The sequence below is a fragment of the Sphingobium cloacae genome, assembly GCF_002355855.1.
Classification (GTDB): Bacteria; Pseudomonadota; Alphaproteobacteria; order Sphingomonadales; family Sphingomonadaceae; genus Sphingobium; species Sphingobium cloacae.
This window is the reverse complement of sequence record NZ_AP017655.1, coordinates 1,714,593-1,736,329: the sequence shown is the minus strand read 5'-3', so window position 1 is coordinate 1,736,329 and position 21,737 is coordinate 1,714,593. Positions and strand designations below refer to the sequence as shown.

Genomic DNA, 21,737 nt, shown 5'->3' with positions numbered 1-21,737 from the left:
GGGCCTATCTGGGTGGCAAGCGAGGCCACGTCCTCCCCCGCCTGACGCGGGTCCAAGTCCGGGACGGCCCGGCTCTCTTTGCGAAAGGAGGGCCGTCATGGCCTGGATTTATCTGATGGCTGCCGGTCTGCTGGAAATCGTCTGGGCTTTTTCCATGAAGCAGTCACACGGCTTTTCGCGTCTGGCGCCGACCATCGTAACCTTTGTCGCGATGCTGGGCAGCTTTGCGCTGTTGTCGCTGTCGATGAAGAGCCTGCCGCTGGGCACGGCCTATACGATCTGGACCGGGATCGGCGCGGTGGGCGCCTTCCTGGCAGGGATCGCCTTTCTGGGCGAAGGGGCGTCGGCGATGCGGCTGCTGGCCGCCGCGCTGATCCTGGGCGGCCTGCTGCTCATGAAGCTGTCGTCTCCGGCGTGACGGTGGAGGGGGCCCTGGGCGGCAGGGGGAACAGCCGCACGAAGCGTTCCGCCAGCCCCCGGTCGCCCTCGACCGTCAGCACGCCCGCCACGTCGTCGAACCGCAGCCCGCCATAGAGGACGGCGACCAGCGCATTCTGGTCACCGGAAAAGATCGCGTCCGCGCCGTCCGCTTCGCCGCGCTCGATGGTGAAATCGCCGTCCTTGAGGGTGCCGCGAAACTCCTCCTCGCCAAAGCGCATGCCGATGACGGCGCTCATGTCGCCGATCCGGCCGCGGTCGATCATCGTGCGCATCGACAGGATGACCGATACGTTGCTCATCGGTTGGCCCGGCTGCATCGTGGGCGAGCGGCAGGCCCAGCGGCCGAGCACCTGGAACAATATTTCCGACTCGCGGCCCCAGTCGGTCAGCTCGTAGATCTGGCTGGCGGCGGGGGGAGGAAGGCGACGGCGGACGAGGATGCTGGCCGCCTCCAGTTCCTCCAGCCGCTGCGTCAGCACATTGGCGCTGATTCCGGGCAGGCTGGCGCGAAGGTCTGTGAATCGCTTCGGCCCCAGCATCAATTCCCGCATAATCGGCATGGCCCAGCGATCCCCGATGATGTCGAGCGCATGGGCCACCGCGCATCCGTCCTGATAGGCTCGTTTCTTCACTTTTAAGATCCAATAGTTATTTTTTATAACTTAACTGTTGAATAAAATAATCGCCGAGTGCACAAAGTTCAAGCCGGTGATTCGCTGAAGGCAAGGATGCGGGCCGGACCCGATAAACCCAAGGAGATACGCCATGCCGAATGCCCCTGCTCCGAAGATGATCTTCGTGAACCTGCCGGTGAGGGATCTGCCGGCTTCGATCGCCTTCTACGAGGCGGTGGGCGCGGTCCGGGATAAGGATTTCGCCGACGATAGCGCCCAGATGATGCGCTTTTCCGACACGATCAATGTCATGCTGCTGACGCATGAGCGCTTCGGCGGCTTCACCCCGCGCAGGATTCCGAACGCCCATGAAACCGCGCAGGTGCTGCTGGCGCTGAGCGAAGCGAGCCGCGCCGATGTCGATGACACGGCGGAAAAGGCGCTGGCGGCGGGCGGTACGGAGCCCAATCCGAAACAGGATCATGGCTTCATGTACGGCCGCAGTTTCGCGGACCTGGACGGCCATATCTGGGAAGTGGCGTGGATGGACATGGATGCAGCGATGGCGGCCGGGCAGGACGAACCCGCCACGGCCTGACCCGTCGGACCGAGGAAGGATAAGGAGAGAGACGATGAGCTATATGGACGGTTTCGTGATCCCCGTGCCCAAGGGCAAGAAGCAGGGTTACAAGGCGATGGCGGAGACGGCCGCGCCCGTCTTCCTGGAACATGGCGCGACCCGCGTGGTAGAATGCTGGGGCGACGACATCAAGGACGGCAAGGTCAACGACTTCCGCACCGCCGTCATCGCGGAGGAGGGCGAGGAAGTCGTCTTTTCCTGGATCGAATGGCCTTCGAAGGACGTGCGCGACGCGGGCATGGCGAAGGTGATGGCCGACGAGCGGATGAAGCCGCCCGAAGGACTGGACATCCCCTTTTCCGGCCAGCGCATGATCTATGGCGGTTTTTCGGTGCTGCTGGACGAGCGCGCCTGAACCATCCCCCTCTGTCGGGAGACGGACGATGACCGATCTCAAAGGCCAGTTCTTCTGGTATGAATTGATGACCAGTGACCCGCAGGCCGCGCTTGCCTTTTACGGCGAGGTGGTCGGCTGGAGCGCGCAGGCCTTCGGCGGCGAGCGGACCGAGCAGCCCTATCATGTCATTTCCGGCAACGCAGGTCCCATGGGCGGGATCATGGCGATCCCGGCGGAGGCGAAGGATTGCGGCATGGAGCCGTGGTGGGGCGGCTATATCGGATCGGCGGATGTCGACGCCGATGCCAAGCGCCTTGCCGACGCCGGCGCCAAGGTGCAGCGCGCCCCGGATGACATTCCGGGCGTCGGACGCTTTGCGGTGATGGCCGATCCGGGCGGCGCGACCTTCCTGCTGCTCAAGGGGGCCAGTCCGGAAGGGATGGACGCGCCTTCGCCCATGACCATGGGCCATGTCTGCTGGCATGAGCTTTATTCCGGCGATTTCGAGGCCGACCTCGCTTTCTATACGTCCCGGTTCGGATGGGGGAAGGGCGAGGTCATGGATATGGGCGAGATGGGCAGCTACCAGCTTTTCTCCATGTCCGGCGGCACGGATTTCAACAGCATGTCGGGCGGCATGATGAAGAAGCCGCCGGTGATGCCGGAACCGCTCTGGCTGTTCTATTTCGCGGTGAAGGACATCGACGAGGCGATGAGCAAGGTGAAGGCGGGCGGCGGAACCGTCCTTAACGGCCCGATGGAGGTGCCCGGCGGCGCATGGATCATTCAGGCGACCGACCCGCAGGGCGCGATGTTCGCCCTCGCCGGGAAGCGCGCGGGCTGAAGGAGAGCGATCATGTCGAAAATATCCCCATGCCTGTGGTTCGACGGGCAGGCCGAGGAAGCGGCGCGATTCTATACCTCCCTGTTCGGCGGATCGGTGGACGGGATCAGCCATTATCCGCCCGGAACCGGATCGCCGTCGCCTTTTCGGGAGGGTGACGTGCTGATGGTGGAATTCACCCTGTTCGGCGAAAGCTATCAGGCGTTGAACGGCGGACCGCATTTCACCTTCAATGAAGCCGTCTCCCTGTCCGTCGCCTGCAAGGATCAGGCGGAGATCGACCGCTGGTTCGACGCGCTGACGGCGGACGGCGGCCAGCCGGGGCCATGCGGCTGGCTCAAGGACCGATATGGCTTGTCATGGCAATTGGCGCCGGACGAGATCATCGCCCTGCAAAAGAGCGACGACAAGGAAGCGATCGGCCGCATGATGGCTGCGCTGATGACGATGGGGAAGCTGGACATCGCGGCGCTGAAGGCCGCTTTCGCAGGAGAGCCGGCATGAGCGGCACGGCATATGAACTGTCGGTGACGCGGCTCGTGAACACACCGCGCGCCATTGCATGGAAGGTGTGGACCGACCTCAAGGATGAATGGTTCTGCCCGAAACCCTGGCGGGCCGAGGTGATCGAGGAAGATATGCGTCCCGGCGGCCGCAGCGCCGTCCGCATGCACGGCCCCGATGGCGCGGATAGCGGTCCTTTGGAGGGCATATTCCTGGAAGTGGTGCCGCAGGAGCGCGTCGTGACCACCGATGCCTATGCCGCGGGCTGGGTGCCGCAAAAGCCCTTCATGACCGTGATCTGGACCTTCGCCGACGAGGGGGAGGGCACGTGCTTCACCGCCACGGCGCGCCATTGGGACGCGGAATCGCTCAAGCGGCATGAGGAAATGGGCTTCCATCCCGGCTGGGACCAGATGGCGGATCAGTTCAAGGCGCTGTGCGAAACCTCCGCCGCCAGCGCCTGATGCAGCTGTCCCGGCTTTATCGGTTTCGATGCGAAATCGCATTGGAGGCGGGCTGCTGATCTGATAGCGCAGGAGACATGCCCAGCACGCCCGCCGCCGCCGCCCGCCTGATCCTCACCAGCTTGCAGGAGGTCATGGCGGCGCGGTCGAGCGCGCAGGCGAAGCTCAACAAGGTGGTCGACATCATCGGCCAGTCGCTGTCGAGCGAGGTCTGCTCCATCTATCTGGTGCGTGAGGGGGTGCTGGAACTGTTCGCCACGCGGGGGCTGAAACAGGACGCGGTCCATGTCACCCGCATGGCGATGGGAGAGGGGCTGGTCGGCCTCATCGCCACCAATGTCGAGACGCTGAACCTGGACGAGGCGGCGTCGCATCCCGACTATGCCTATCGCCCCGAAACCGGCGAGGAGTTGTTCCACAGCTTCGCGGGCGTGCCCATCGTCCGGCGCGAGCGGGCCATCGGCGTGCTCTGCGTCCAGCATGTCGAACCGCGCCGCTATGAAGAGGTGGAGATAGAGGCGCTCCAGACCGTCGCCATGGTGCTGTCCGAACTGATCGCCAATGCGGAACTCGCCGATGACGGCCCGGTCGACCAGCGCGAGCAGGAGACGGGCACCGTCGTCCTCCACGGCCTGCAACTCGTTTTGGGGATGGCGCGCGGCCATGCGGTGTTCCACCAGCCGCGCGTCCATATCGAACATACCATGGCGGAGGATGTGGAGGCCGAGCGGCAGCGGCTCATCTCCGCCTTCACGAAAATGCGCGAGCAGGTCGACCGCATGACCGGCGCGATCGATTTCGGCATGGAAGGCGAGCATCAGGAGGTTCTCGAAACCTACAAGATGTTCGCTTATGACGAAGGCTGGATCAGGCGGATCAACGAGGCCATCGACAGCGGCCTCACCGCCGAAGCCGCCATCGAAAGGGTGCAGCAGCGCACCCGGATGCGGATGCGCCAGATCGACGATCCGCTGTTGCAGGACCGGATGCACGACCTGGAGGATCTGTCCAACCGGCTGCTCCGGATCGTGTCGGGGCAGTTGGGAACCGCGGCGCAACTGGGGCTGCGGCAGGACGCGATCCTGATCGCGCGCAATCTGGGTCCGGCCGAGCTTCTGGAATATGACCGGCGGCGCTTGAAGGGCGTGATCCTGGAGGAAGGATCGCTGACCGCCCATGTCACCATCGTCGCCCGCGCCATGGGCGTGCCGGTGCTGGGCCGGGTGCGCAACATCCGGCACCAGGTGAACGAAGGCGACCTGCTGCTGATGGACGTGGCGGCCAATTCGCTGCTGATCCGCCCGACCGCCGACATGGACGAGGCGTTCGAGAACAAGCTGCACGTCACGCAGAAGCGCCGCGCCGAATTCGCCGCCATGCGCGACCTGCCCTCCGTCACGAAGGACGGCGCGCGGGTCGAGCTGATGGTCAATGCGGGGCTGCGCGACGACGCGCAGGCGCTCGACATGGTGGGCGCGGACGGCATCGGCCTGTTTCGCACGGAGTTCCAGTTCCTCGTCTCCGCGACCCTGCCGCAGCGGGAAAAGCAGCAGCGGCTCTACAAGGACGTGCTGGACGCGGCGGGCGACCGGCCCGTCATCTTCCGCACCGTCGACATCGGCGGGGACAAGGCGCTGCCCTATATGCAGCGGGACGGCGAGGAGCTGGAGGACAATCCGGCGATGGGCTGGCGCGCGCTGCGGCTGGCGCTGGACCGCGACGGGCTGATGAAGGCGCAGGCCCGCGCCTTGCTGGAGGCGGCGGCGGGCAAGGTGCTGCACATCATGTTCCCGATGGTGTCGGAACCGTGGGAATATGAACAGGCCCGCACCCTGGTCGAACATCAGCGCGAATGGCTGGTGAAGCAGCGCAAGAAAGTGCCGATCGCCGTCAAATATGGCGCGATGCTGGAGGTGCCCGCCCTGGCCGAGGTGCTCGACATCCTTTTGCCGCGCCTCGATTTCCTGTCCATCGGCACCAATGACCTGACGCAGTTCCTGTTCGCGGCGGACCGGGCGCATCCCCGGCTGGCGGAACGCTATGACTGGCTGAGCATCGCCATCGTCCGTTTCCTCGACCGCGTGGTGCGGGCCTGCGAGGTCCACAAGGTGCCGGTCGGGGTCTGCGGCGAAATGGGCGGGCGCACGCTGGAGGCGATGGCGCTGATCGGGCTGGGCGTGCGGCGCCTCTCGATCACTCCGGCGTCAGTCGGGCCGGTGAAGGCGATGATCCGCTCCGTCGACGTGACGGCGTTGCAGTCCTTCATGCGTGACCTGCTGGATAGCGGCGTGGTCGATATTCGCAGCAGCCTTTCCCGATGGGCGGCGGACGAGGGCGTCGAACTGAGTTGAAGCGTTCGTCACGGCGTTGACAATCCCTGTCCCGCAATGAGACAAGACCGACCATCAAGGGGTCGCGGAGCAGCATGGCAGAAGAACCGGAAATCGAAACCGGCGCGGTCGACGCGCAGGAAAGCCCACCCGCAACGCCCGGCGCTAAGCTGCGGGCCGCGCGGGAGGCGCTGGGCCTGACGATACAGGATGTGGCGGCCCGCACGCGCATCGCGCAACGACAGCTGGAAGCTGTGGAAAAGGACGATTATACCGCGTTGCCCGGCATCCCCTATGCCGTGGGTTTCGCCCGCGCCTATGCCCGGGCGGTGAATGTGGACGAAGTGGCGATCGCCGCCCAGGTGCGCGAGGGCGTTCATAATTCCGACCTGGGCGCGAACCGCTATGAAATGTTCGAGCCGGCCGATCCCGCGCGCGTGCCGTCGCGCACGCTGGCCTGGACGGCGGCGGTCATCGCCATCGTGCTGGTGGCGGGGTTCGCGCTGTGGCGCTCGCAATTGCTGACGCCGCCCACGACCGAGGAAATCGCCCAGCAGGAGGAAGCCGCGCCCGTCGCGCAGCAGGGCCCGGCCCAAGGCGCCCCCGCCGCGCCGGTCAATCAAACCGTGGTCTTCACCGCCAATGACGATGTATGGCTGCGCATCTATGACGAGACGGGCGAGCGTCTGAAGGACGGGCTGATGAAGAAGGGTGAGAGCTTCACCCTGCCAACCGAAGCCCGCAATCCGATGATCCTGACCGGCCGACCGCAGGCGCTGGACGTGACGGTGGGGGGCAAGGCGGTCCCGCCCCTGGGCGCGGCAGACCGCACGATCTCCGACGTGCCCGTCAATGCGGAAGCGCTGCTCGCGCGCGCCGTGCCGCCCGCCGTTCCCACGCGGGGCGCGACGGCCGCGCCGCGGCAACGTCCCCTTGGCGTGGGGCCGTCCGTGCAAGGGAATGGCGATGCCCCGGCCGCAACGCCAGCCCCCGCCGCGCCCGCGTCCGGGGAAACGCCCGCTGCCCCCTAGCACCGATCGACACTCGGTTCTGGCGTGCCTGCAAAGCGGGACTATCCGGGCTTCGGCGTTCATGGACCATGGGCCTGTCGCGCTCCGATGCCCGAAAATCACCCGTTTCGGCTCCGTCATCTCCTGAATGTCGAGTGACCTTGCGGGACGAGCGGTCCGGTCGATGAAAGTCCGCTTTACGGCGCGGAATATCGCCTTATGGTTAAGGCGAAGGATTTAGTCGGGGATAATCATGCGTAACGCCTTTTTTGCGACCTCCGCACTGGCTTTGGGGGCGTCGGCATCCATGCTTCTGGCCGTGCCGGCGGCCGCCCAGACCCTATCGCTCGACACGCGGGTCGACCGCATCGAAAAGGAACTGCGCGCCGTCCAGCGGAAGGTGTTCCCCGCCGGAACGCCGGTCGAGCCGGAGATCAGCCGTCCCGCCACCACCACGCCGCCGCCCGGCAGCCCGTCTTCCGCGCCGATCGCGGACCTGACCGCGCGCGTCGGGGCGCTGGAATCGCAACTCGCCTCCATCACCGGGCAGGTGGAGGAGAATAATTACAAGCTCCGGCAGCTTGAGGACGCCTTCAACAAATATAAGGCCGAACAGGCGAGCGGCTCCCCTGTGTCCGCTCCCGCGGTGCGGCCCACGACCGCCGCGCCCTTAACCGCCGGAACGGCATCGGCTCCCAAGCCTGCCGCACCTGCCGCCGCCGGGGCGAGCGAGGCGCGCAAGACCGCCGTCGCCGCCATCGAACGGCCCGATACGGGGGACGCCGCGAACGACGCCTATACCTATGGCTTCCGCCTGTGGGACGCGAAATTCTATCCGGAGGCGCAGGCGCAACTGAAAGCCACCGTGGACAAATATGGCGACAGTTCCGTCGCCAGCCGCGCGCAGAACCTGCTGGGCCGCGCCTATCTGGACGATGGCAAGCCCGCTCTGGCCTCGGTCGCTCTCTACGAGAATTACCAGAAGCGTCCGCGCGGGGATCGCGCCGCCGACAGCCTGGCCTATCTGGGCGAGGCGCTGATCCAGCTCAAGAAGCCGGCCGACGCCTGCAAGGTCTACGCCGAACTGGAGCAGGTCTATGGCGCGAGCTTGTCGTCCGGCCAGCGCGCCATGATGGAAAAAGGCCGGACCAAAGCCAAATGTAGCTGAGCGGCATGACAGGCCCCGCGATGGACGCAACCGCGCTGGAGGCGCATCTGCGCGAGGCCGTCAGGGGACAGGGCGTGGATATCGACCGGGCCCGCTTCGGGGTCGCCGTATCGGGCGGGCCGGACAGCATGGCCTTGCTGCATCTGTCGGCCCGCGCTTTTCCGGGGCGCGTGGAAGCGGCCACGGTCGATCACGGCTTGCGCCCGGAATCGGCCGGGGAAGCGGCGATGGTGGGGGAATGGTGCGCGGCGCGGGGGATTCCCCATGCCATCCTGCATCCCGACACGCCCAGGGCCGGCAATCTGCACGATTGGGGCCGCGCCCAGCGTTATGCGCTGCTGGAGGCATGGCGCATCGAAAGAGGGCTGGACTGGCTCTTCACCGCGCATCACGCCGACGATCAGCTTGAAACCATGCTGATGCGGCTCAACCGGGGCGCGGGCCTTGGCGGGCTGACGGGCGTCAGGCCGCGCATGGCTCATGTGCTGCGCCCGCTGCTGGGCGTGCGGAAAAGCGTGCTTCAGGCACTGGCCGACGCGGAGGGATTGCCGCATGTGGTGGACCCGTCCAATGCCGATCCGCGCTTCGACCGGTCCCGGATGCGCGCGGCCCTGGCGAAGGCGGACTGGCTCGATCCGCAGGCGGCGGCGCGCAGCGCGGCGGCTTTGGGAGAGGCGGAGCAGGCCCTGAACTGGACCGTCGACGCGCTGGCGGACCGCCATGTCCGGCGGGAGGCAGAGGACGGCTGGCGGCTGGAGGAAACAGACCTGCCGCGTGAGCTGCTGCGGCGCCTCGTGCTTCGGATGCTGGCGCAGGCCGCGCCGGATGCGCTTCCGCCGCGCGGCGATTCGCTTGACCGGGCCATCGCCGCCGCCGCCATGGGCCGGAAGGCCAGTCTGGGCGATTGGCTGCTGGTCGGCGGGCGGGAATGGAGGCTGATCCCCGCTCCTCCACGCCGATAAACAGGAAAGGTTCCACGGATCGGCCCATCCCTTCCACATTTCGTCGCTTTGTTGCGGCGCAATGACCTTTTCTTAACGGCCATCATGGTTAATCCGGCCCCATTCATGGCAAGGATATCGGAAATATGATGGAATTTGCGGCGCTGACCTATGGCCTGCTGGCCAGCGTCATCCTTTCGGCGGCGCAGCGCAACCGCAAGCTGGCGCGCCCGCATCCGCCCTTGCTGCTTTATGTCGGCTATCTGCTGTGCGGCGTATCGGCGGGTGTCGCGCTGGTGCTGTCCTATATTGCGCTGACGCTGATCGCGGGAAGCTGACACGCTTGCGATTCTGCCCGCGCGCCCTATCTTGCGAGGGGAAAGTGAGTAGCGATGAACGACGATAAAGACCCGCAGGGCAATCCCTGGATCAAGAGCGCCATGATTTGGGCGGGGGTGATCATCGCCCTGCTGCTTTTCGTCTCCATGTTCGACAGCCGCACGGCGACGAGCGCGGGCACGGGCATCGCCTATTCCGAATTCCGTTCCAAGGTGCAGGAAGGACAGGTGAAGGATGTCGCCATCGCGCCCGACCGCATTTCCGGCACTTTGTCGAGCGGCCAGAAATTCAGCACCGTTCCGGTCAACGATCCGGGCCTTACCGGTCTGCTGGACGACTATAACGTCAAATATTCCGGCCAGCCGGAGGAAACACCCAGCTTCTGGATGATCCTGATCTACCAGTCGCTGCCGTTCCTGCTGATCCTGGGCATCGCTTTCTTCGTGCTGCGCCAGATGCAGAAAGGCGGCGGCGCGGGCGGCGCGATGGGTTTCGGCAAGTCCAAGGCCAAGCTGCTCACCGAAAAGCATGGCAAGGTGACCTTCGATGACGTCGCGGGCATCGACGAAGCGCGCGAGGAATTGCAGGAAATCGTCGAATTCCTGAAAGACCCCAGCAAGTTCGCGCGTCTGGGCGGCAAGATTCCCAAGGGCGCCCTGCTGGTCGGTTCGCCCGGCACCGGCAAGACGCTGCTCGCCCGCGCGATCGCGGGGGAGGCGGGTGTGCCCTTCTTCACCATCTCGGGTTCCGATTTCGTCGAGATGTTCGTCGGCGTCGGCGCATCCCGCGTGCGCGACATGTTCGAGCAGGCGAAGAAGAACGCGCCTTGCATCGTCTTCATCGACGAGATCGACGCGGTCGGCCGCCATCGCGGCGCGGGCCTTGGCAACGGCAATGACGAGCGCGAGCAGACGCTGAACCAGCTTCTGGTCGAGATGGACGGCTTCGAATCGAACGAGGGCATCATCATCGTCGCGGCCACCAACCGCCCTGATGTGCTCGATCCCGCGCTGCTGCGGCCGGGCCGCTTCGACCGGCAGGTCGTGGTGCCGCGTCCCGACATTGAGGGACGCGAGAAGATCCTGGCCGTCCATATGAAGAAGGTGCCGCTGGCGCCTGACGTCAATCCGCGCGTCATCGCGCGCGGCACGCCGGGCTTTTCCGGCGCGGACCTCGCCAACCTCGTCAACGAAGCCGCTTTGATGGCTGCGCGCCGGGGCAAGCGCCTGGTCGCCATGGACGAGTTCGAGGCTGCCAAGGACAAGGTCATGATGGGCAGCGAGCGCCGCTCCATGGTCATGACCGAGGACGAGAAGAAGATGACCGCCTATCATGAGGCGGGCCATGCCATCGTCGCGGTCCATGAGCCGGCGTCCGACCCGATCCACAAGGCGACGATCATTCCGCGCGGCCGTGCGCTGGGCATGGTGATGCGCCTGCCGGAACGGGACAGCTACAGCTATCACCGCGACAAGATGCATGCGAACATGGCCGTCGCCATGGGCGGCCGCGTCGCCGAGGAGATCATCTTCGGCTACGACAAGGTATCGTCGGGCGCTTCGGGCGACATCCAGTATGCGACCAAGCTCGCCCGCGACATGGTCACCCAATGGGGCATGTCCGACAAGCTGGGGCCGCTGCAATATGAAGAGCAGCAGGGCGAAACCTTCCTCGGCTATTCGCAGAGCCAGCGCGTCCACATGTCGGACGAGACGGCAAAGCTGATCGACAAGGAAATCCGCGGCCTTGTGGAGCAGGGCTATGCAAGGGCGCAGGACGTGCTGAAAGGTCATGAAGACCAGTTGCACCTGCTCGCCAACGCGATGCTGGAATATGAGACGCTGTCCGGCGAGGAGATCAAGACGCTGCTCGACAAGGGAGAGATCACCCGCGACGACGGCACGACGATCAAGCCTTCGGTGATTCCGGCGGCGGGTTCCTCCATCCCCAAGACGCGCAAGCGCAAGGGGCCGTTCGGCGATCCTTCGCCCGCGGGGGCTTGATCGCCAAAGGATGAATGGAAAGGAGGCGCGGGAGTTTTCCGCGCCTTTCTTTTTGGCTATTATGTAGATTGTAAACCCACAGTCCTGCGATGGCGGTTTCCCGGGCAAGAGCGGACATCCAATCTCCGTTCGGGCTGAGCTCTCCACTGAGCGGGCGAAGGGGCCTCCCCACGGTCGGCCGTGCCCTTCGACTTCGCTCAGGGCGAACGGAATGAGGAAAGCGGACTGTCGCCAATCCACTCAAAGCCGCCATTGCCGCGCCGCGCAATAAAATATGCGGGAGGGTCTGGCCGTTTCGGGGGGAAATGGTTACATGGGCCGCCACGATTCCCCAGAGGGACCAGCCGCCGGTCCCGCAGCAGAAAGTGGCACTTCACATGGACATCCGCCTCGGCCTCACCTTCGACGACGTGCTTCTCCAGCCCGCCGAATCCGACGTGTTGCCCAGCCAGGCCGATACCAGCACGCAGGTCACGCGCGAGATAAGGCTGAACATCCCGATCCTGTCGTCGGCCATGGATACGGTGACGGAGGCGGACATGGCGATCGTCATGGCGCAGCTGGGCGGCATCGGCGTGCTGCACCGCAACCTGTCGATCGAGGAACAGGCCGCCGCCGTCCGCGCGGTCAAGCGCTTCGAAAGCGGCATGGTGGTGAATCCGATCACCATTACCCCCGATGCCACGCTGGCCGACGCACAGACGCTGATGGAGCGCAACAGGATCAGCGGCATCCCTGTGGTCGAGGCCTCCGGCAAGCTGGTCGGCATCCTCACACACCGCGATACCCGTTTCGCGGAGAACCCGTCCCAGCCCGTCAGCGAACTGATGACCAGGGACAATCTCGCCACGGTAAAGGCGGGCGTCGGTCAGGATGAAGCGATGCGCCTGCTCCACCAGCGCCGGATCGAAAAGCTGCTGGTGGTGGACGACGCCTATCGCTGCGTGGGCCTCATCACCGTCAAGGATATCGAAAAGGCCGTTACTTATCCGCAGGCGACCAAGGATGCATCCGGCCGCCTGCGTGTAGCCGCCGCGACCACGGTGGGCGACAAGGGGCTGGAGCGCACCGAGGCGCTGATTGACGCGGAATGCGACCTCATCGTCATCGACACCGCCCATGGCCACAGCAAGCAGGTCGCGGTCGCGGTCGAGGCGGTCAAGAAAATGTCCAACCATGTCCAGGTCGTCGCGGGCAATGTCGCCACCGCCGAAGCGACCCGCGCGCTGATCGGCGCGGGCGCGGATTGCGTCAAGGTCGGCATCGGTCCCGGCTCCATTTGCACCACCCGGGTCGTCGCGGGCGTCGGCGTACCGCAGTTGACCGCGATCATGGATTCCGCCGAAGCCGCCGCCCAGCATGGCGTGCCGGTCATCGCCGATGGCGGCCTGCGTACCTCCGGCGACGTGGCCAAGGCGCTGGCGGCGGGCGCGGGCTGCGTCATGGTGGGATCGCTGCTGGCGGGCACGGCGGAAGCGCCGGGCGAAACCTTCCTCTATCAGGGCCGAGCCTATAAGAGCTATCGCGGCATGGGCAGCGTCGGCGCGATGGCGCGCGGGAGCGCCGACCGCTATTTCCAGGCGGACATCAAGGACCAGATGAAGCTGGTCCCCGAAGGCATTGAGGGCCAGGTGCCGTTCAAGGGCCCGGCCAAGGATGTGATCCACCAGCTTGTCGGCGGCGTGAAGGCGGCGATGGGCTATACCGGCAGCCGCACGATCAAGGATTTGCAGGAGCGCGCCCGCTTCGTGCAGATCACCAATGCGGGCCTGTCGGAAAGCCATGTCCATGACGTCACCATCACGCGGGAAGCGCCCAATTATCCCACGCGTTGATCGCCGCTTGCGAAAGGGAGCGGGGGAAGGGCTTGTCATGATGAGCGACGGTCATGGTCCCGATCCGAACGGAGGCGAACGGTGACGCCCTCCGCCCGTGTACAGGCCGCGATCGAACTGCTCGACGCCGTCATCGCTTCCGCGCGCGATGGCGGCCCGGCGGCGGACACGCTGATCGCCCGTTATTTCAAGGAACGGCGCTATGCCGGGTCGCGCGACCGCCGGGCGGTGCGCGACCATGTTTACGACGCGATCCGCCGCGCCGCCGACCGCCCGGAAAGCGGCCGCGCCGCCATGCTCGGCCTTGCCTGTGAGCATCCGGAGATCGCCCACCTGTTCGACGGATCGGCCCATGGCCCCGCGCCTGTCCAACCGGGCGAAGCTGCTGCTGCGCCGGGCATCATCCCCGGCTGGATAGTCCCCTTGCTGGCCGGGCCGGTCGAGCAAGACGCCTTGCTGGGCCGCGCCCCGGTCGATCTGCGGGTCAACCGTCTCAAAGCGGCGGTAGAGCAGGTCGTCCCGCTCCTGCCCGATGCCGCGCCGATCCCTGGCGTGCCCGACGCGCTGCGCCTGCCCGAAGGCGCGCCCGTCGAAAAGAGTGGGCTGTGGCAGCAGGGCCTCGTCGAAGTGCAGGATGCCGGCAGCCAGTTGATCGCCGCCGTTTGCGAGGCGAAGCCGGGCCAGACCGTCATGGACCTGTGCGCCGGAGCAGGCGGCAAGACGCTGGCGCTCGCCGCCGCGATGCAGGGAGAGGGTGTGCTGATCGCCGCCGATACCATCCGTTCCCGCCTGGGCCGCCTGTCCCCCCGCGCCGAACGGGCCGGGGCGACGTTCATCCAGACGCTCTTGCTGGATCAGGGGCATGAGGCGCGCGCGCTGGAAAGCCTGCATGGCCGGGCCGACGTCGTGCTGGTCGACGCGCCCTGTTCCGGCACCGGCACGTGGCGGCGCAATCCCGAAGCGCGCTGGCGGCTGACGCAGGCGCGGCTCGACCGGCTGGTACAGGAACAAGCCCGCATCCTCGATTTCGCCGCGCCGCTGCTGGCGTCGGGCGGCGCGCTGGTCTATGCCACCTGTGCACTGACGGACAGAGAGGGGCGGGATCAGGTGGAATCGTTCCTGCAAAGGCATGACGGCTGGATCGCGGACACCTTCGCCCTGCCGCTTGGCCGCGCCCATGGTCCGGGCTGGCTGCTGACGCCGGGGCATGACGGGACGGACGGTTTCACTTTCGCCCGGCTGCGCCGCCGCCCGTGAAAGAGACAATGGACAAGCGCCCGCAAAATGGCGACACTTGGCCGGAATCAACGCCTGAAACATGGCTGGAGACATTGATGCGTTTCACCCCTGCCTCGATTGCCCTTGCCGTTATGCTGACCACCGTATCCAGCGCGGGACTGACCCAGCGTCCGGACGCGCAGATCGACCCGCGCTCGATCGAATGGCAGCATGCGGGCGAAGCGGCGCGCAAGGCCGGCAATCTGGAAGGCGCGAACGACGCGCTGGAAAGCGCGCTGGCGGTCGATCCACGCAACCGCGGCGCCTATATCGAACTGGCGCAGGTGGCGCGCGCGCAAGGACTTCAGGGCAAGGCCATCCGCCTTTATAACGAAGCGTTGTTGCTGGACCCCGCCGATATCGGCGCGCTGGTCGGTCAGGGCGAAGCGATGGTGGAAAAGGGCGCGATCGCCAAGGCGAAGGAAAATCTGACGCAGGCGCAAAAGCTCTGCCGCGCCGATTGCGCGGGCGTGGGCCAGCTTGCCGCCGCTATCGAGAAAGGCCCGCCCGCCACCGTGCTGAGCGCCAAGGAAGAAGTGATCCCGCCCAAGGCGGTGCCGACCGAAACGCCTTGACCCGCCTTGCGGCCGGAGAAGCGCAGGGCCGTGGAACAGGAAAAAGGCCGGTCATCGCGACCGGCCTTTTTGTCAATCGAACAACTCTTCCAGAAAGCTCTTCCGCCGCTTCTTCTGATAAGGCCGCCCGTCGCCGCGATAGTCCCGGTCCGGCCGGTAGCTGGGCTGGCTCACCGGCGCGGCGGGCGCGGTCTCCCGCGCGGATCGTTCGATGATCTTGTCCAGTTCGCCCCGGTCCAGCCACACGCCGCGGCATTGCGGGCAATAGTCGATCTCCACCCCCTGCCGGTCCGTCATCGCCAATCCGACATGACAGACCGGGCAGAGCATGGCCGAAACGGCCTGCGCGTCGCGCATCCGCCTATTCCCGCTCGCCGGTCAGGTGCAGCAGCATCTGGAACAGGTTGACGAAGTTCAGATAGAGCGACAGCGCGCCCATGACCTGCATCTTTTCCGCGACTTCATGGCCCGCATAGTGGAAATATTCCGACTTGATGCGCTGCGTGTCCCAGGCGGTGAGGCCGGTGAAGATCACTACGCCCAGGATCGAAACCACCATCGCCATCGCCGAAGACCCGATGAACAGGTTGATGAGGCTGGCGACGATGATGCCGATCAGGCCCATGATGAGGAACGAGCCCATCTTCGTGAGGTCGCGCTGCGTCGTATAGCCCCACAGCGCCATGGCGAGGAACATCACCGCGGCGGAGAAGAAGGCCTGCGCGATGCTGCCGCCGGTGAAGATCAGGAACACGCTGGCCAGGGACACGCCCATGACGGCGGAAAAGGCCCAGAAGGCCATGCGCGCGCCCGCGGTCGTCATCTTTTCGATGCGGAAGCTGAAGAAGAAGACGAAAGCCAGCGGCGCGAAGATCGCCACCCATTTGAGCGGCGTGCCGAAGATCGCGGCGGCCAGGGCAGGCGTATTGCCGATGAAGGCGGCGACCAGCCCGGTGATGACCAGGCCGATGCCCATATTGCGGAAAACGCCCAGCATATGCGCGCGCAGGCCGGCATCGACCTGCGCCGTCTGGCTGGCACCATAGCCCGGCATGCGAACGGGATTATTCACGGCGTTAAAACTCCATCCTTCAAAAATGGTCAGACCAGAATAGTTAAGGATCGAGCGGCCCGGCGTGGTTTCGGTGGGATTGGAGGGGGGGCTGCAATCCCCCGAACCTGCACCGAGCACACTCGATGCGGTCCGACATCACGGCTGGACATGTCCAGCCGCCAGAGGGGCCCGGCCCGCAGGAACCATATCGGGAGAGGAAGGCTGCGGCGCAAGGGATCGGGCGCATAGCAATAATTTGTTACAATGAAGGGTGGCCGGCTGACATGCTCCCGCTTATGCAGGCGCATGATGCATGTCGGGAGCGGACAGCCTGCTCTCGCTCCCCAATCCGCCATTTCCTTCCCCTTGAAATCGATCCGCTTGGCATGGCCTTCCGCTTGTCCTATGGGCAGCGGCGTCCGGGGCGCTTCCAGCGCGCCGGCATGATCGCGCTGGTGCCCCACGGGGCTGAAAAGGGAATGCGGTGCGGAGGTTTTCTCCTCCTATTCCGCTGCTGTCCCTGCAACTGTAAGCGGTGAGCGCGATGCGTATGGGTCCCTCCTTCCTGCGAAAGGGGCGGGAAGGGGACCGGCCACTGGACATCCGTCCGGGAAGGCTGGCGCATCGCAGTGACGACCCGCGAGCCAGGAGACCTGCCAGCGTCTGGTCGCTCTTGCCCTGGCCCAGGGATCGGCCATGGCACGGTTTCTTCCGTGAGCGACGCTGCCAGGCGGCCGGGGCCGCATCGGTGCGCGTGGCGGGGACGGGCGTTGACCTGCCGCGCGCATCGGCCGCGCAGGCGGAGTCCCCGGTCCTGAAGTTCACAAACGCTCAGGGAAGAGACACAATGATGAAATCGGGATTGTCGCTCGTGGCGCTGCTGGCGGCCACGCCGGCGCTGGCGCAGGATGACGACATCGTCGTCACCGCATCGGGCATCGAACAGCCGCGCGATCAGGTGGGTCAGGCGATCACGGTGATCGACGCCGACACCATCCGCACCCGGCAGGCGGTCGAAGTGACCGACCTGCTGGCGACGACGCCCGGCGTCCGCTTCAACCGCAACGGCACGATCGGCACGGTCACGGGCGTGTCGCTGCGCGGCGCGGAATCGTCGCAGACGCTGGTGCTGATCGACGGCGTCAAGGTGAACGACCCCAGCGGCGATGCCGACAGTTTCAACTTCGGCAACCTGCTGGTCGGCAATATCCGCCGGATCGAAGTGCTGCGCGGCTCCAACTCGGTCGTCCATGGCAGCCAGGCGATCGGCGGCGTGGTCAATGTGATGACAGGGACGCCCGCCGAAGGCTATGCCGCCAATGCGTCGGTCGATTACGGCTATAGCGACACGCTGAACGCGAAAGCGGATGTGTCCGGCACCAGCGGGATCGCGTCGGGCGGCGTGGGCGTCGCCTATTTCCGCACCGACGGCATCTCGGCCGCCGCGCGTTCCTTCGGCGCGACGGAGAAGGACGGCTACAAGAACATCACCGCCAATGCGAAGCTGAAGCTCAGCTTTTCCGACGCGCTCAGCCTCGACCTGCGCGGCTATTATATCCACGCCGACCTCGATTATGACAGCTTCTTCGGAACACCGGCCGATAGCCCCGACATCACCAAGTCGGACCAATATGTCGGCTATGCCGGGCTCAACCTGTCGCTGCTGGACGGCAAGCTGACCAACCGGGCGGCGGTCACCTGGTTCCGCCATGACCGGGACTATTATCCCGCGCGGGGCGCGGACGCCTCCTACGGCTATTCGGGCACCAACCTGCGCTTCGAATATCAGGGCGTCTATGCGCCCGTCGATCGGGCGAAGCTGGTCTTCGGCTATGAGCATGAGCGGCCCGACTATGACTTTTACGGCTTTGGCAGCACGGCCAGCGCCAAGGCGAACATCGACAGCGTCTATGCCCTCGCCATCGTGCAGCCGGCCGAGGGGCTTTCCGTCACCGGCGGCCTGCGCCATGGCGACCACAACCAGTTCGGCGGCGCGACGACCTTTGGCGCGAACGCCAATTACACGCCCAACCATGGCGCGACCAATTTCCGCGTCAGCTATGGCGAAGGGTTCAAGGCGCCCTCGCTCTATCAGCTTTACGATAGGTGGGTGGGCAATGCCGACCTGCGTCCCGAACGCTCGAAAAGCTATGACATCGGTTTCGACCAGAGCCTGGATAACGGGCGGGCGATGCTGTCGGTCACGGCTTTCCGCCGCGATACGCGTAACCAGATCGACGGCTTCCCGCCGACCTATGTCTATTACAACATCGCCCGCGCCCGCGCGAAGGGGGTGGAAGCCAGCCTGACGCTGCGGCCCGTGGAGGCGCTGACGTTCACGGCCGCCTATAGCTATATCGACGCACGCAATCGTTCGGAGGGGACGGCCAATGAAGGCAATCGCCTGCCGCGCCGTGCCGCCAATGCGGTCAGCGTGTCGGCGGATTATGTCTGGCCTTTCGGCCTCAGCACCGGCGCGACGGTGACGATGATGGGCGACATTTTCGACGATGCCGCCAACACGCGCCGTCTGGACGGCTATGCCGTTGTCGGCCTGCGCGCGTCCCTGCCGGTCACGGAGAATCTGGAAATCTACGGCCGCATCGACAATCTGTCGAATGAGGAATATGCGACGGCCTATGGCTATGGGGTCTATGGCCGGTCGGCCTATGGCGGCGTGCGTGTCCGCTTCTGATCGCGCGGCAAAGGGGCGGGCGTGAGCGCCCGTCCCCTATGGGCGGTCCGGCGCGGCGTTGACCTGCGCCACGATGCTGCGCGCGGCCAGCACATAGGCCGGGCCGCCGCAGACCGTCCACGCCTGCGGCACCCGAATGCGGGGAATGTCCTTCAGGACCGGATGATTCAGCATCTCCGTCCCCTGATCGACCACGCGTTCGCTGCCGCTTTCGACGATCAGCCAGTCGGGACGGGCGGCGATCATCTGTTCCAGCGGAATCTGCGCCAGAGCGGGCTTCCCCAGCTTCGCGGCGAGGTTGGTGAGGCCCGCGCGCCGCATCAGGTCGTCGACCAGCGTGCCGGTGCCCGTCATATAGCCGCGCCTTTGATAATAGGCGGCAACGCCGCCGCGCCTGGGCCGGGGCAGGGCGGCAAGGTCGCGGTTCATGCGCGCAATGAGCGCCTCGCCGCGTTCGGGATGGCCCACGGCCCTGGCTGTCCGCCGGATCTGGTCGATCACCGACCCGTAACTGTCCGCCGTTTCCAGGCCCAGCACGTTCCAGCGCCCCGGCGGCGCGCCCGCGACGCTATCGCCCAGCGGAAAGCCCAGCAGCAGGTCGGGCCGGAGCGCCATCACCTCTTCGGACGGCCGGCGCAGGCTGCGGAAGGAGCGGGCCTTGGCCGCAGCCGCCGAAAGTTCCGCATTGCGGGCGTTCCTGCTGAGCGCGACGATCTGGCCCGGATCGGCCAGCGCCAGCAGATATTGATCGGCGCAGACGTTCAGCGACACGATCCTGCGCGGTTTTTCGGCGGGCGGGGCCGCGCCGATCAGGCCCAGCGCGGCGGCCGCTGCCAGCAATTTCATCCCATGCATGTCCATGGCACTAGCAAAGCGCGGCGGAGGCGCAAGTCATGATGCATGCGCGCCGTCGTCATCCCTTGTTGCTCCCCACGCTCGTCCTGCTGATCGTGCTGGCGGCCGGCGGCTCGGTCATGTTGGGGGCCGTGCCGATTTCGCTGCCGCGCCTGTGGGCGGTGATGACGGGCGGCGGAGACGAAGTCGCCCGCGCGATCCTGATCGACCTGCGCGTGCCGCGCATGATTCTGGGCCTGCTGGTCGGCGGGATGCTCGGCCTCGCGGGGGCGGCGCTGCAAGGCTATCTCCGCAATCCGCTGGCCGAACCGTCCGTGCTGGGCGCGTCCAACGCGGCGGCGCTGGGGGCGGTCTACGCGCTCTATTTCGGGTTGGCGCAGATGCATGTGCTCGCCCTGCCGCTGCTCGCCATCCTGACCGGGATGATCGCCATCGGCGGGCTTTTCCTGCTGGCCGGGCCATCGGAAAGCCCGCTGACGCTGATCCTCGCGGGCATCGCCATCGCCACGCTGGCGGGGGCGGGGATCAGCCTGTCGCTCAACCTGTCGCCCAACCCCTTCGCGGCGATGGAGATCATGAGCTGGCTGATGGGGAGCCTTGAGAATCGCAGCTATGCCCATGTGTTGACGGCGCTGCCCTGCGTGCTCGCCGGCGCGGCGCTGCTGATCGCCGACGGACGGACGCTCGACGCGCTCACCTTGGGCGAGGATGGCGCGCAGGCGCTGGGCGTCGACCTCAAATGGGCGCGGCTGCGGTTGATGCTGGGCGTCGCGATCGGGGTCGGCGGCGCGGTGGCGGTGTCGGGCTCGATCGGCTTCATCGGCCTGATCGTGCCGCATCTGGTCCGCCCGCTGACGGACCGTTCGCCCTCCGCCATCCTGCTTCCGTCCATGCTGGGCGGTGCGGCGCTGCTGACCTTCGCCGACATCGGCGTGCGGCTGATCCCCACGACCAATGAACTGAAGCTGGGCGTACTCACCGCCATGCTGGGCGTGCCGGTCTTCCTTGTCCACCTGATGCGGGAGCGGCGGCTATGGTGACGATCCGGATCGAGGAAATGGGTGTGCGCCTCGGCCGCCATGCCGCGGTGCAGGGCGTCACGCTAGGCTTCGACCCCGGCCAGCTGGTCGGCATCATCGGTCCCAATGGCGCGGGAAAATCATCCATGATCCGCGCGATGCTGGGGCTTGTGCCGCTGAGCGCCGGGCGGGTCTCGATCGACGGCCGGGATGTCGCCGCCCTGTCCCGGCGCGACATCGCAAAGCATCTCGCCTATCTGCCGCAGGGCCAGACGCTGCACTGGCCTCTGGCGGTCGAGCGGCTGGTTGCGCTGGGCCGCCTGCCGCATCTGGGGCCCCTGTCACGGCTCACGCCCGCCGACGAGGAAATGGTCGACGCGGCTTTGACCCGAGCGGATGTGCTGCATCTGAAGGGCCGCATCGCGACGGAACTGTCGGGCGGGGAGCGGGCCCGCGTCCTGTTGGCCCGCGCGTTGGCGGTGGGCGCTCCCGCGCTGGTCGCGGACGAGCCGCTTGCCGCCCTCGACCCGGGGCATCAGATCGACGTCATGGCGCTGCTGAGCGCGGAGGCCCGATCGGGCGCGCTGATCGTGACCGTCCTGCACGACCTTGGCATGGCGGCGCGCTATTGCGACCGGCTGGTCCTGATGAACCGGGGCGAAGTCGTGGCGGACGGCCCGCCGATGCAGGTGCTGACGCGGGCTCATCTCGCCCGCGTCTATGGCATCGACGCCTGGATCGGGGAGGAAGCCGGGCGGCCGGTGATCCTGCCGCTCAACCGCGTCTGACCG

General features: G+C 66.1%; 22 protein-coding genes and 1 riboswitch. Of the genes, 18 read left to right on the top strand and 4 right to left on the bottom strand.

Annotated features, from left to right (window positions below):
- Nucleotides 1-97 precede the first annotated feature (97 nt).
- A complete protein-coding gene (locus SCLO_RS08425; RefSeq protein WP_066516691.1) occupies nucleotides 98-418 on the top strand; it encodes a DMT family transporter in 321 nt (106 codons plus the stop codon).
- Here the strand turns inward: SCLO_RS08425 and SCLO_RS08420 are convergent.
- Nucleotides 393-1,073 (bottom strand): winged helix-turn-helix transcriptional regulator, encoded by a 681-nt coding sequence (locus SCLO_RS08420; protein ID WP_231923392.1) that lies wholly within the window; start codon nucleotides 1,071-1,073, stop codon nucleotides 393-395. The genes SCLO_RS08425 and SCLO_RS08420 overlap by 26 nt on opposite strands.
- A gap of 133 nt (nucleotides 1,074-1,206) precedes the next feature.
- Between SCLO_RS08420 and SCLO_RS08415 the strand changes: the two genes are divergently transcribed.
- From SCLO_RS08415 to SCLO_RS08350, 14 genes are all read left to right on the top strand, one after another.
- Nucleotides 1,207-1,653 carry a VOC family protein gene (locus SCLO_RS08415; RefSeq protein WP_066516687.1) on the top strand — a complete coding sequence of 149 codons (447 nt, stop codon included), beginning with the start codon at nucleotides 1,207-1,209 and terminating at the stop codon, nucleotides 1,651-1,653.
- A gap of 34 nt (nucleotides 1,654-1,687) precedes the next feature.
- Complete coding sequence (locus SCLO_RS08410) at nucleotides 1,688-2,050, top strand: DUF1428 domain-containing protein (RefSeq protein ID WP_066516686.1); 363 nt, start codon at nucleotides 1,688-1,690, stop codon at nucleotides 2,048-2,050.
- Nucleotides 2,051-2,078: 28 nt separating this feature from the next.
- Nucleotides 2,079-2,876, top strand: a complete 798-nt coding sequence (locus SCLO_RS08405) for a VOC family protein (RefSeq protein WP_066516684.1) — start codon at nucleotides 2,079-2,081, stop codon at nucleotides 2,874-2,876.
- Nucleotides 2,877-2,888: 12 nt separating this feature from the next.
- Nucleotides 2,889-3,380, top strand: a complete 492-nt coding sequence (locus tag SCLO_RS08400; RefSeq protein ID WP_066516681.1) for a VOC family protein — start codon at nucleotides 2,889-2,891, stop codon at nucleotides 3,378-3,380.
- Nucleotides 3,377-3,844 carry an SRPBCC family protein gene (locus tag SCLO_RS08395; protein WP_066516680.1) on the top strand — a complete coding sequence of 156 codons (468 nt, stop codon included), beginning with the start codon at nucleotides 3,377-3,379 and terminating at the stop codon, nucleotides 3,842-3,844. The genes SCLO_RS08400 and SCLO_RS08395 overlap by 4 nt, the downstream gene beginning before the upstream one ends.
- A 77-nt stretch (nucleotides 3,845-3,921) precedes the next feature.
- Entirely contained in the window at nucleotides 3,922-6,195 is a 2,274-nt protein-coding gene (ptsP, locus tag SCLO_RS08390) for a phosphoenolpyruvate--protein phosphotransferase (protein ID WP_066516679.1), read from the top strand.
- Nucleotides 6,196-6,269: 74 nt separating this feature from the next.
- A complete protein-coding gene (locus SCLO_RS08385) occupies nucleotides 6,270-7,205 on the top strand; it encodes a helix-turn-helix domain-containing protein (protein WP_066516678.1) in 936 nt (311 codons plus the stop codon).
- Between the two features lie 232 nt (nucleotides 7,206-7,437).
- Nucleotides 7,438-8,352, top strand: a complete 915-nt coding sequence (locus SCLO_RS08380; RefSeq protein WP_066516676.1) for a hypothetical protein — start codon at nucleotides 7,438-7,440, stop codon at nucleotides 8,350-8,352.
- Between the two features lie 5 nt (nucleotides 8,353-8,357).
- Nucleotides 8,358-9,314 carry a tRNA lysidine(34) synthetase TilS gene (gene tilS, locus SCLO_RS08375; RefSeq protein ID WP_231923391.1) on the top strand — a complete coding sequence of 319 codons (957 nt, stop codon included), beginning with the start codon at nucleotides 8,358-8,360 and terminating at the stop codon, nucleotides 9,312-9,314.
- 125 nt (nucleotides 9,315-9,439) lie between these two features.
- The gene (locus SCLO_RS08370) at nucleotides 9,440-9,631 is read left to right on the top strand and encodes a hypothetical protein (protein WP_066516673.1); all 192 of its coding nucleotides are present in this window, start codon (nucleotides 9,440-9,442) and stop codon (nucleotides 9,629-9,631) included.
- Between the two features lie 54 nt (nucleotides 9,632-9,685).
- Nucleotides 9,686-11,635 carry an ATP-dependent zinc metalloprotease FtsH gene (gene ftsH, locus SCLO_RS08365; protein ID WP_066516671.1) on the top strand — a complete coding sequence of 650 codons (1,950 nt, stop codon included), beginning with the start codon at nucleotides 9,686-9,688 and terminating at the stop codon, nucleotides 11,633-11,635.
- 377 nt (nucleotides 11,636-12,012) lie between these two features.
- Complete coding sequence (gene guaB, locus SCLO_RS08360; protein WP_066516668.1) at nucleotides 12,013-13,470, top strand: IMP dehydrogenase; 1,458 nt, start codon at nucleotides 12,013-12,015, stop codon at nucleotides 13,468-13,470.
- A gap of 81 nt (nucleotides 13,471-13,551) precedes the next feature.
- Entirely contained in the window at nucleotides 13,552-14,727 is a 1,176-nt protein-coding gene (locus SCLO_RS08355; protein WP_066516666.1) for an RsmB/NOP family class I SAM-dependent RNA methyltransferase, read from the top strand.
- Between the two features lie 77 nt (nucleotides 14,728-14,804).
- Nucleotides 14,805-15,323, top strand: a complete 519-nt coding sequence (locus SCLO_RS08350; protein ID WP_066516751.1) for a tetratricopeptide repeat protein — start codon at nucleotides 14,805-14,807, stop codon at nucleotides 15,321-15,323.
- A gap of 72 nt (nucleotides 15,324-15,395) precedes the next feature.
- Here SCLO_RS08350 and SCLO_RS08345 read toward each other — a convergent pair whose 3' ends face one another.
- Nucleotides 15,396-15,680 carry a TFIIB-type zinc ribbon-containing protein gene (locus SCLO_RS08345; RefSeq protein ID WP_066516664.1) on the bottom strand — a complete coding sequence of 95 codons (285 nt, stop codon included), beginning with the start codon at nucleotides 15,678-15,680 and terminating at the stop codon, nucleotides 15,396-15,398.
- Nucleotides 15,681-15,684: 4 nt separating this feature from the next.
- A complete protein-coding gene (locus SCLO_RS08340) occupies nucleotides 15,685-16,377 on the bottom strand; it encodes a Bax inhibitor-1/YccA family protein (RefSeq protein WP_066516662.1) in 693 nt (230 codons plus the stop codon).
- 441 nt (nucleotides 16,378-16,818) lie between these two features.
- A riboswitch (cobalamin riboswitch) is annotated at nucleotides 16,819-17,052 on the top strand.
- Between the two features lie 172 nt (nucleotides 17,053-17,224).
- Between SCLO_RS08340 and SCLO_RS08335 the strand changes: the two genes are divergently transcribed.
- Nucleotides 17,225-19,072: a TonB-dependent receptor plug domain-containing protein gene (locus SCLO_RS08335; protein WP_066516660.1), complete on the top strand. Its 1,848-nt coding sequence runs from the start codon at nucleotides 17,225-17,227 to the stop codon at nucleotides 19,070-19,072.
- Between the two features lie 36 nt (nucleotides 19,073-19,108).
- On the opposite strand, the gene SCLO_RS08330 is transcribed toward SCLO_RS08335, so the two are convergent.
- Nucleotides 19,109-19,918, bottom strand: a complete 810-nt coding sequence (locus SCLO_RS08330) for an ABC transporter substrate-binding protein (RefSeq protein WP_407695320.1) — start codon at nucleotides 19,916-19,918, stop codon at nucleotides 19,109-19,111.
- Between the two features lie 47 nt (nucleotides 19,919-19,965).
- Here SCLO_RS08330 and SCLO_RS08325 point away from each other — a divergent pair, with 47 nt between their 5' ends.
- Both SCLO_RS08325 and SCLO_RS08320 read left to right on the top strand, forming a co-directional pair.
- Nucleotides 19,966-20,967: a FecCD family ABC transporter permease gene (locus SCLO_RS08325; RefSeq protein ID WP_407695319.1), complete on the top strand. Its 1,002-nt coding sequence runs from the start codon at nucleotides 19,966-19,968 to the stop codon at nucleotides 20,965-20,967.
- The gene (locus SCLO_RS08320) at nucleotides 20,961-21,734 is read left to right on the top strand and encodes an ABC transporter ATP-binding protein (RefSeq protein ID WP_066516659.1); all 774 of its coding nucleotides are present in this window, start codon (nucleotides 20,961-20,963) and stop codon (nucleotides 21,732-21,734) included. Before SCLO_RS08325 ends, SCLO_RS08320 begins: the two co-directional genes overlap by 7 nt.
- Nucleotides 21,735-21,737 lie beyond the last annotated feature (3 nt).